The organism is Mycolicibacter acidiphilus (genome assembly GCF_018455725.1).
Classification (GTDB): Bacteria; Actinomycetota; Actinomycetes; order Mycobacteriales; family Mycobacteriaceae; genus Mycobacterium; species Mycobacterium acidiphilum.
Map to the genome: position 1 here is coordinate 80,932 of NZ_JAHCLR010000022.1, position 9,842 is coordinate 90,773.

At 71.6% G+C, this 9,842-nt stretch carries 10 protein-coding genes; 4 read left to right on the forward strand and 6 right to left on the reverse strand.

Translation table 11 applies throughout. The annotated features are described in order from the left end of the window. Nucleotides 1-4: 4 nt before the first annotated feature. The 6 genes from ccsB to hemL are packed head-to-tail and all read right to left on the reverse strand — an operon-like array spanning nucleotide 5 to nucleotide 5,868. On the reverse strand, nucleotides 5-994 hold the full coding sequence (gene ccsB / locus KIH27_RS12510) for a c-type cytochrome biogenesis protein CcsB (RefSeq protein WP_214093268.1): 990 nt from the start codon (nucleotides 992-994) through the stop codon (nucleotides 5-7). Then, nucleotides 995-2,569 carry a cytochrome c biogenesis protein ResB gene (gene resB / locus KIH27_RS12515; RefSeq protein ID WP_214093269.1) on the reverse strand — a complete coding sequence of 525 codons (1,575 nt, stop codon included), beginning with the start codon at nucleotides 2,567-2,569 and terminating at the stop codon, nucleotides 995-997. After that, nucleotides 2,566-3,345, reverse strand: coding sequence for a cytochrome c biogenesis CcdA family protein (locus KIH27_RS12520; protein ID WP_214093270.1), 780 nt, complete (start codon nucleotides 3,343-3,345; stop codon nucleotides 2,566-2,568). Before KIH27_RS12520 ends, resB begins: the two co-directional genes overlap by 4 nt. Next, the gene (locus KIH27_RS12525; protein ID WP_214093271.1) at nucleotides 3,342-3,947 is read right to left on the reverse strand and encodes a TlpA disulfide reductase family protein; all 606 of its coding nucleotides are present in this window, start codon (nucleotides 3,945-3,947) and stop codon (nucleotides 3,342-3,344) included. Before KIH27_RS12525 ends, KIH27_RS12520 begins: the two co-directional genes overlap by 4 nt. Beyond that, complete coding sequence (locus KIH27_RS12530) at nucleotides 3,947-4,555, reverse strand: histidine phosphatase family protein (RefSeq protein ID WP_214093272.1); 609 nt, start codon at nucleotides 4,553-4,555, stop codon at nucleotides 3,947-3,949. The genes KIH27_RS12525 and KIH27_RS12530 overlap by 1 nt, the downstream gene beginning before the upstream one ends. Continuing rightward, on the reverse strand, nucleotides 4,555-5,868 hold the full coding sequence (gene hemL, locus KIH27_RS12535) for a glutamate-1-semialdehyde 2,1-aminomutase (protein ID WP_307856864.1): 1,314 nt from the start codon (nucleotides 5,866-5,868) through the stop codon (nucleotides 4,555-4,557). The genes KIH27_RS12530 and hemL overlap by 1 nt, the downstream gene beginning before the upstream one ends. A gap of 150 nt (nucleotides 5,869-6,018) precedes the next feature. Between hemL and KIH27_RS12540 the strand changes: the two genes are divergently transcribed. The 4 genes from KIH27_RS12540 to KIH27_RS12555 all read left to right on the forward strand — a co-directional run bounded on the left by KIH27_RS12540 (nucleotide 6,019) and on the right by KIH27_RS12555 (nucleotide 9,641). Further along, nucleotides 6,019-6,402: a nitroreductase family deazaflavin-dependent oxidoreductase gene (locus KIH27_RS12540; protein WP_214093273.1), complete on the forward strand. Its 384-nt coding sequence runs from the start codon at nucleotides 6,019-6,021 to the stop codon at nucleotides 6,400-6,402. A gap of 14 nt (nucleotides 6,403-6,416) precedes the next feature. After that, nucleotides 6,417-6,800, forward strand: a complete 384-nt coding sequence (locus KIH27_RS12545; RefSeq protein ID WP_214093274.1) for a nitroreductase family deazaflavin-dependent oxidoreductase — start codon at nucleotides 6,417-6,419, stop codon at nucleotides 6,798-6,800. Nucleotides 6,801-6,840: 40 nt separating this feature from the next. Beyond that, entirely contained in the window at nucleotides 6,841-8,022 is a 1,182-nt protein-coding gene (locus KIH27_RS12550) for a cupin domain-containing protein (RefSeq protein ID WP_214093275.1), read from the forward strand. 155 nt (nucleotides 8,023-8,177) lie between these two features. Then, nucleotides 8,178-9,641, forward strand: coding sequence for a PPE family protein (locus KIH27_RS12555; RefSeq protein ID WP_214093276.1), 1,464 nt, complete (start codon nucleotides 8,178-8,180; stop codon nucleotides 9,639-9,641). The last annotated feature ends 201 nt before the right edge of the window (nucleotides 9,642-9,842 follow it).

The window sequence follows — 9,842 nt, forward strand, 5'->3', positions numbered from 1 at the left end:
CGGTTCAGCCCACCCCTGCGTAGGAGTGCAACCCCACCGTGACGAGATTCACGAAGAACAGGTTGAAGATCATCGCCACGAATCCGGCGATGTTGATCCAGGCCGCCTTGTAGTCCCGCCAACCGGCCGTCGACCGGGCGTGCAGGTAGGCCGCGTAGACGATCCACGCGATGAACGACACCGTCTCCTTGGGGTCCCAGCCCCAATAGCGGCCCCAGGCGCCCTCGGCCCAGATCGCGCCGAAGATCACACCGAAACCGAACACCGGGAACGCGAAGATCGTCGTCCGGTAGGCGATCCGGTCCAGGGTCTGCGCGTCCGGCAGTCGGCGCACGACCCGGGCCAACACACCCGGGGTGGCCGGGTCGGAGAGCCGTGATCGGCGCAGCACGAACAGGATGCTGGCCACACCGGCCACCACGAACACCCCGGAGCCGATGCTGACCACCGAGACGTGCAGCGGCAGCCAGTAGGACTGCAGCGCCGGCATCACCGGCGCCGCGGTGGCGTACAGCCAGTGCCCGGAGACCGCCAGCAGGATCAGCACCGGGAACAGCACGAACACCCACAGGCTGCGGTACTGCGGGCGGCGCAGCGCGACGGCGGCGGCGATCAGCCCGGAGAAACAGGTCAGGTTGATGAACTCGTACATGTTGCCCCACGGCGGGCGCAGTGTGGCGGCCCCGCGCAGCGCGATGCAGCCGAACAGCAGCGCGATGCCCAGGTAGACCAGGGCCAGCCCGGCCCGGCCGACCCGTTCGTCGACCGACCGGCGCGCCGCGGGCAGCACGACACCGGGGGTGGCGCTGTCGGCGGTCACCCCGCCGGCGGCCACCAGTTCACGCTCAGCCGCGCGTTCATCGGAAGCCCGGCTGCGGGTGTAGGCCAGTTCGACGGCCAGCAGCAGCAGCGCCCCGACCAGCACGATCAGCGCCGACGTGAACGCCCAGTCGGAGTAGCGGGCCAGCCCGACGTCGATGTGAGTGCGGTTCACTCAGGCCTCCTCGCCTCGGTCGAATCCGGTGAACAGCCGGGAGGTCAGCCGCTCGAAATCATCCCCCCAGCCGGAGTTGTCGGTACGCGCCAAGCCGCCCACCTCGACGTTCACCGTACCGGCCGTCCCGCCCGGACTCAGCCGGATCCAGATCCGGCGGCGGCGCACCACCAGCGACACCACCAGGCCGGCCATCATCGCCATCGCGAACACCAGCACCCAGAACTCGGCCGGATCGTGCGACACCTGGATGTTGATGAACGGCACCGCGCCGTCGAAGCGCACCACGGTGCCGTCGTCGAGTCGGGTCTGCTGGCCGGGTTTGAGGTTGGCGCGGGCCACCTTCGTCAGCCGGCCCTGGTGGATCAGCCGGGAATCCAGCGTGAACAGGCCCTGCGGCCGGCCGGTGTCCAGGCCGGTGTCGCCGCGGTAGACGTCGATCGCGACGGCCGGGTCGCGCAGCGCCGGGAACGCCGAGGACAGCAGCCCGTCATCGAGCTGCTCGGTCGGGGCGAACAGGCCCTGGATGCCGATCTGGTGCTTGCGGCGCTCGGTCGGGTCGGGGTACCTGCCGGCCGGCGGGTCGAACCGCATCGCGCCCGACGACAGCAGCGTCAACGGGTTGTCGGGCCGGAACTGCACGGTCTGGGTGCGGGCCTGACCGTCCGGGAACACGACGGTGAAGGTGGGCGCGTAGCCGTGTCCCTGCAGGTAGGCGCGGTCGCCGCCGACCCGCAGCGGGTGGTTGACCTCCAGCAGGTACGGCCGCCAGTTGTCGGCGGCCAGGTCGTCACCGGCCTGGTAGTCGATGTGTGCGGTGAACGACGTGGCCAGCCCGGAGTCCAGGTAGTTGGCGTCGAAGTCGTTGACCCGGATGCACATCGGGTGCAGTTCGGTGCCGTCGATGGTGGTGCCGGCCCGAAACGAGTCGAACGCAGCCGGCGACGCCGAGCAGAAACCGGCGCCGCCGTCGGCGATCACCATCACGTTGCCCTCGTAGCCGAACATCCGGCCGACGGCGACCGCCGCCAGCAGGCCCAGCAGCGCGTAATGGAAGGTCAGGTTGCCGAATTCGCGCAGGTACCCCTTCTCCGCGGAGACCTCGACCGCGCCGGTGACCGTGTCGTCGCCGGTGCGGGTGATCCGCCGCCAGCCGCGCAGCCGCGCCGCCAGTGTCTCCGCCAGCACCGCCGGCTCGCCGGGCAGCTCGGTGGCGGCGTGCTTGGGCAGCCGGGACAGGTTGCGCGGCGCCGGCACCGGCACGGCGCGCAGGGTGCGGAACTGCTCGACGGTGCGCGGCGTCAGGCAGCCGATCAGCGAGACGCAGAGCAGCACGTAGATCGCGGTGAACCAGAAGCTGGAGAACACGTCGAACGCCTGCACCCGGTTCAGCCACGGCCCGAGCACCGGGTGCAGCGCCAGGTATTCATCCACCTTGGCGGCGTTGAGGTTCCGCTGCGGCAGCAGGGCGCCGGGGATGGCGCCGAGCGCGAGCAGGAACAGCAGCACCAGGGCGGTGCCCATCGACGTCAGCGCCCGCCAGGTGTTGCGGATCCAGGCCACGGCCTTGCTCATACCGGCAGCCTGACGTCGGAGACCAGCGCGTCGCGCACCCAGGAGATGAAGTCCGCCCACACCCCGGTGAGCAGGGCGACGCCGACCGCGATCAGCAGCACCCCGCCGAAGATCTGGATGGCGCGGGTGTGCGTCCGCAGCCAGCTCAACCCGGCCACCGCACTGGCCGATCCGAACGCCAGTGCCACGAACGGGATTCCCAGGCCCAGGCAGTAGGCGATCACCAGCAGCACGCCGCGGGCCACCGAGGCGCCGTCGGTCGCCGAGGCCACCGCGATCACCCCGGTCAGCGTCGGCCCCAGGCACGGCGTCCAGCCCAGGGCGAACACCGCACCGAGCAGCGGCGCCCCGACCACGGTGGACAGCTGCTGCGGGGTGAACCGCAGCTGGCGTTGCAGCGCCGGGACGAAGCCGACGAAGACCAGTCCCATCGCGATCGTCACCACACCGCCGATGCGTTGCAGCACAACCTGATTGGTGATCAGCGTGGTGGTCATGCCGAGCACCGCGATCGAGCCGAGCAGGAACACCGCGGTGAACCCGGCGACGAACAGTCCCGCCGACCCGGCGACCCGCCACCTCGCCGACGGCGGTGCCTTCAGCGCACCCGCGGCCGGGGTCTCGTCGACGCCGACCACCGCCGCCAGGTACGACAGGTAGCCGGGTACCAGCGGCACGACGCACGGCGACGCGAACGACACCAGCCCGGCCAGCGCCGCCACCGCGACCGCCAGCAGCAGCGGCCCGGTGGCCGCGGTTGCGGCGAACCCGGTCACGGCTGCCCCTCGGGGGGCTCGGCCGCCAGCCGCTGCACCACCGGCTGCAGGTCCTCGGCGAGCACCTCGCGCAGGAACACCGCCGCCACCCGATGCTGCCGGTCGAGCACCATGGTCGCCGGGATGACCGACGACGGGTACCGGCCGCCGAACGCGATCATCGTGCGCATCGCCGGGTCGAAGATCGACGGGTAGGTGACGTGCCGGTCTTTGACGAAGTCCCGGGACGGCTGCGGGTCGGCGTCGCGGACGTCGACGCCCAGGAACGCCACCCCCTGCGCACGGGTGTCGTCGTACACCTTCTGCAGCTGGCTGACCTCGGTGCGGCACGGCCCGCACCACTGCCCCCACACATTGAGGACGACGACCTTGCCCGGGAAATCGTCGACGCCGATGGTGCGCGACAGGTCCATCAGGTCCGGTCCGGACACCTTGCCGGGCTTGCCGCGCGCCGCCGGCGGGTCGTAGAAGATGTCGGTCTTGCCGCCGGGCGAGACGAATTCGAAGGTGCCGCCGTGGGTTACGGCGTCGTCACCGGTCGCGCAGCCCGACCCCAGCAGTGCCAGGGCCACTGCCACTGTCACGACGAGCGTCCGCTTCATCAGTCGCGGGCCGGGACAAGGTATTCGACGTCGACCAGCTCGTCGCCGTCGTACACCAGGGTGGTCACCGAACCCACCTCGCATTCACGCTTGCGCGGGTCGTGCCAGAGGCGCTTGCCGGTCAGGAACTGCCGCACCGTCCACACCGGCAACTGGTGGCTGACGCAGACCACCTCATGGCCGGCGCCGCGGGCCCGGGCCTTGTCCACCGCGGCCGCCATCCGGGTGGCGATCTGACCGTAGGACTCGCCCCAGGACGGGCTGATCGGGTTGCGCAGATGCCACCAGAACCGCGGGCTGCGCCACACGCCGTCGCCGGGTGAGACCCGCTTGCCCTCGAAGACGTTCAGCGACTCGATCAGGTTGTCGTCGGTGTCGATCGTCAGGTTGTGCGCGGCGGCGATCGGCGCGGCGGTCTCCTGGGCGCGCTGCAGCGGCGATGCGATGACGGCGACGACGTCGCGGTCGGCGAGCGCGTCGGCGACCGCGGCGGCCTGCGCCTGCCCGGTGTCGGAGAGCCGGAAGCCGGGCAGCCGGCCGTAGAGGATGCCGTCCGGGTTGTAGACCTCGCCGTGCCGCACCAGGTGGACGCGGGTGTGTTCGGACATCAGTTCTCCGGTTTCGTGGCAGCGGCGGCGGCCTTGGCGGCCGCGGGGAGCGCGGCGGCGATCCGCTCGAACGCGTCGTCGGTGAGCGCCGCCGAGACGAACCACGCCTCGAACGGGCTGCACGGCGGGTAGACCCCGGCGTCCAGCAGCGCGTGGAAGAACGGGGCATAACGCCACGTCTGGCTGGCCCGGGCGGCGGCGTAGTCGGTCACCGGGGTGTCGGTGAAGAACACGCCCAGCATGTTGCCGGCCCGCGGGATCTGGTGCGGCACACCGGCATCGGTCAGCGCGCTGGCGAACAGGACTTCCAGCCGGTCGGCGTTGGCGTCCAGCGTGGCGTAGACGGCGGCGTCGGCGGAGCGCAACGTGGCCAGCCCGGCGGCCACCGCCACCGGGTTCCCGGACAGCGTGCCCGCCTGATACACCGGCCCCAGCGGCGCGAGGCGATCCATCACCTGCGCCCGGCCGCCGAACGCCGCGGCCGGCAGCCCGCCGCTGATCACCTTGCCGAACGTGAACAGGTCGGCGTCCACCGGCTCCAATCCGTACCAACCGCCGGCGCTGACCCGGAACCCGGTCATCACCTCGTCGAGGATCAGCAGCGCGCCGTGGGCGGCGGTGATCTCGCGCAGTGCGGCGTTGAAGCCGGGCGCCGGCGCCACCACCCCCATGTTGCCGGCGGCGGCCTCGGTGATGACCGCGGCGATCCGGTCGCCCTGCTCGGCGAAGACCGCCCGCACCGCGTCGACATCGTTGTAGGGCAGCACGATGGTGTCGGCGGCGGTCGCGCCGGTGACCCCGGGTGAGGACGGTAATCCGAGCGTGGCGACCCCGGAGCCGGCGTCGGCGAGCAGCGCGTCGACGTGACCGTGGTAGCAGCCGGAGAACTTCACCACCTTCTCCCGGCCGGTGTAACCGCGGGCCAGTCGCAGCGCGCTCATGGTGGCCTCGGTGCCGGAGTTGACCAGCCGGATCTTGTCCACCGCGGCAACCCGGTTGATGATCTCGGCGGCCAGTTCGGTTTCGCTGCGGGTCGGCGCCCCGAACGACAGCCCGGTGGCGGCGGCCCGCTGCACGGCGTCGACGACCGCCGGGTGCGCATGGCCGAGGATCATCGGCCCCCACGAGCAGACCAGGTCGACGTAGCGGTTGCCGTCGGCGTCGGTGAGCCAGCAGCCGGCCGCCTCGGCGATGAAGCGCGGCGTCCCGCCGACCGAGGCGAACGCCCGCACCGGCGAGTTCACCCCGCCGGGTGTCACCGCGCAGGCGTCGGCGAACAGCCGTTCCGACACCGTCTGATCCGTGCTAGCCACGCCGACCAGTGTCCCAGCCGATCCGGGCAAGCCGACCAAGGGGGTCTAGAGGGTGTAGTGGACCGTCGCACACCTTGATCGCGGCCGCGCGCGCGAGGACAATGGTGAGCACTATCACAGTCCCCCGGTCGATGACTCAGACGGTGAAACATGCAACTTCCGCAATGGCTGGCCCGGTTCAATCGGCACGTCACCAACCCGATCCAACGGTTGTGGGCCGGCTGGCTGCCGGCGTTCGGCATCCTCGAGCACGTCGGCCGGCAGTCCGGCAAGCCCTACCGCACCCCGTTGAACGTGTTCAGCACCCGGGACGGGGTGGCGATCCTGCTCACCTACGGGCCGAACCGGGACTGGCTGAAGAATCTGCGCGCGGCCGGCGGCGGCACGCTGCGCCGGTACGGCCGGTCCTTCCGAGTCACCGAACCGCGGGTGGTGAGCCGGGCCGAGGCGGCGCTGTACGTGCATCCGCGCTGGCGGCCGATCTTCGCCCGGCTGCCGTTCGAGCGGGCGGTGCTGCTCGTCGGTGAGGATTAGCCGAAGATCGACCCATGCAGTTCTCCGAACGCCGCGCCCGGTTCAACCGGGTGGTGACCAATCCACTGTTCCGACCGGTCTCCGGTTTCGTGCCGCTGTGGTCGATCGTCGAGCACACCGGGCGCCGCTCCGGCACGACGTACCGCACCCCGGTGTCGATGTTCCGCACGCCCGACGGGGTGGCGGTGCTGCTGCCCTACGGGACCGACCGGGACTGGGTGAAGAACCTGACGGCGGCCGGCGGCGGGCGGGTGAAGTTCTCCGGCCGGACGTTCGCGGTGACCGATCCGCGGATCGTGGACACCACCGACGCCGCGGGGCTGCTGAAATCGCCGTGGCGGCAACTGCTCGGACGCCTCGGGGTGCCGCACACGCTGTTGCTCAACCGCGCCGACTGAGGCTCAGGACAGCCGCAGCTGCGGGTGTAGTTTCAGTCGGGTGATCGATCTGGCCTGGTTGCTGGCGCCGCTGGGAGTGCAGGGTTTCCTCGACGAGCTGTTCGGGGACCGCCACCACCACATCCGGCGCGGCGACCCGGGCTATTTCACTCCGCTGCTGGACGGGCCGACGGCGGTCGACGAACTGCTGGCGCAGCTGCGCGACGAACCCGCCGGGGTGCACGCGGTGCGCGGCGCGGCGTCCCGGGAGGCGGCGGCCTACCGGCTCCCGGACGGCACCCTGAACACCGCCGCTGTCCGGCACGACCTGGCCGATGGCTACACGGTCATCCTGGACAACCTGGAGCGGTACGTCCGCTCACTCGGCGGGCTGACCCACGCCCTCGAGGTCGAGCTGAACTATCCGACGCAACTCAACGCCTACCTGAGCCCGCCGGGGTCGCGGGGCTTCCTGCCGCACTACGACCACCACGACGTGCTGGTGCTGCAGATCCACGGGCGCAAGACCTGGCACCTCTACGGTGACGCCGCGGTGACCCCGCACGACATGCGGCGCCGCAAGGAGGTCGCCGACGTGTTCGGCGGCGACCTGCCGGAGCCGACCGACCTGGTGCTGGAAGCCGGCGACACCCTGTACCTGCCACGCGGCCGGGTGCACGCCGCCGAGACCGGTGCCGAGCCGTCGGTGCACCTGACCGTCGGCATCCACGTGCCGACCGTCCTCGACCTGCTCACCCACATGCTGCAGCTGCTGAGCTTCACCGACGACCGCATCCACACCCGGCTGGCGGCCCGCTACCTGGACGACCCGGGCGTGCGGGCGGATCTTCCGGCGGTGGTGGACGACGCCCTGGGACTGCTGACCGAGCCGACCGTGATCGCCGGTGGCCTGGACGCCTTCGAGGATCTGCTGGTGCGGCGCGGCCGGCTGCCACCGGTCGGGCGGGTGTCGGACGTCGTCGACATCGACGAGCAGACGTTGGTGCGCAAGCATCGGCCGCTGTACTCCCGGGTGGTCAACACCGACGGCCGGGTGGCACTGCAGTTCGCCCAGTTGCTGATCAGCGCCGCCCCCGACCACGAGGCGGCGCTGCGGTTCGCCTCCGACAGCAGCACGCCGTTCCGGGTGGGTGAGCTGCCCGGATTGACGCCGCAGCAGCGCATCGAGCTGGCCCGGCAGCTGCTCACCAGCGGTTTTCTGGTCCGGCTGGCATCGGGCTGAGACCCGGCCAACCCGACCGAAACCGTGTCGACCCAGATATGCGGACAAATACGGTCAGTCGATCCGCATTCCAAGGAATTATCCAGGTGTGTTTCGAGATTTGAGGTTGTAAGCTTCTTAAGTTCGGGCACATTCGGAAGGGCGAGCTACTGGTCATGACGGCACCAATCTGGATGGCATCCCCCCCGGAGGTGTACTCGACACTGCTGAGCAGCGGGCCCGGCGCCGGGCCGCTGCTGGCCGCAGCCGCGATGTGGGAGTCGCTCAGCACCGAATACGCCTCGGTGGCCGAAGAACTCGCCGCGATGCTGGCGGCGGTGCAGGCCGGCACCTGGCAGGGCCCCAGCGCCGAGTCCTACCTCGCCGCCAACGTGCCCTACCTGGCCTGGCTGACCCGGGCCAGCGGCAACAGCGCCGCCGCGGCCGCCGAGCACCAGACCGCGGCGACCGCCTACACCACCGCGCTGGCGGCGATGCCGACCCTGGCCGAGCTGGCCGCCAATCACGCCGTGCACGGGGTGCTGGTGGCGACGAACTTCTTCGGGATCAACACGGTGCCGATCGCCCTGAACGAGGCCGACTACATCCGGATGTGGGTGCAGGCGGCGACGACGATGGCGACGTATCAGACGGTCGCCGGCGCCGCGGTCGCGGCGACCCCGCAGACCACGGCGGCCCCGCAGATCGCGGCGTCCGCCGCCAGCGTCGGACCGATCCACGTGCACCATCACCTCAACGATCCGGGCAGTCAGCCCGCCACCCAGGACAGCGAAGGCGTGACCAACCCGGAGTGGTGGGAGTCCCGGTGGGATCAGTTGGTGACCGCGGTCCAGAACGACCTGGCGTCGCCGAACCCGTTCCAGTCGATCCTCACCGACGGCTTCCTGCAGGGCGTGATCCCGCACTACGCCGGCGAGGTGATCGCCGGGCTGTCGGCGCCGCTGTCGACGCTGAGCCCGATGATGTACGCCCTGGTGCCGACGGTCGGGCTCTCCGGCGCCCCCGCGGGGCTGGCCGGCCTGGCCGGTCTGGCCGGCATACAGACCCCGACTCCCATCGCGGGCTTCGTCCCCGACGCCCCGCCGCAGATCGTGCCGGGCGCGGTCGACGCCGTCGCCCCGCCCCCGGCGATGCAGGCCGGCACGATCGCCGCGCCACCGGCGGCGTCGGGCATCCCGGTGCCGAGCACGATGGCGCCCCCGGCGGCACCGCCGGGAGCACCGCCGGTGATCGGCGCGCAGGGCTTCGCGTTCCCGTACCTGGTCGCCGGCCCGACGTCCGGCGCGCGGGCGTCGCTGCCGGTCCGCACCGAGACGAAGGCGGCGGCCCCGGCAGCCGCGGCCACCGCCGGCTCCGCCGCGCAGGCCGAGGAATCGGCTCGCCGGAAGCGCCGCCGTCGCACCGGGCTGACCGACCCGGGTGACCGCTACGAATACCTGGACGCCGAGGCGTCGGCGCACGGCGCCGGAGTGCTGGGGTTCACCGGGACGAACCGGGCTGCGGCCGCGACGGCGACCGGGATGACCACGCTGACGGCCGACGTCGCCGCCGACCGGCCGACGATCCCGATGGTGCCGCACACCTGGGCGCCGGGCGAGGACCCCGACGCCGCGCACTGACCGGGCACGCGCAACGCCCGGTCGGGCGACCTACTTGGTGATGCCCTGACCGGGCAGGTAGGTGCCGGCCGGGCCGGTGGCGCCGGGCTGGCCCGCCGGGTTACCGGCGCCGCCGGCCCCGCCCACGCCGCCACCGGCCACGTCACCGCTACCGCCGTTGCCGCCGTTGCCGCCGGCGCCCTGCACGCCGGCCGACCCGCT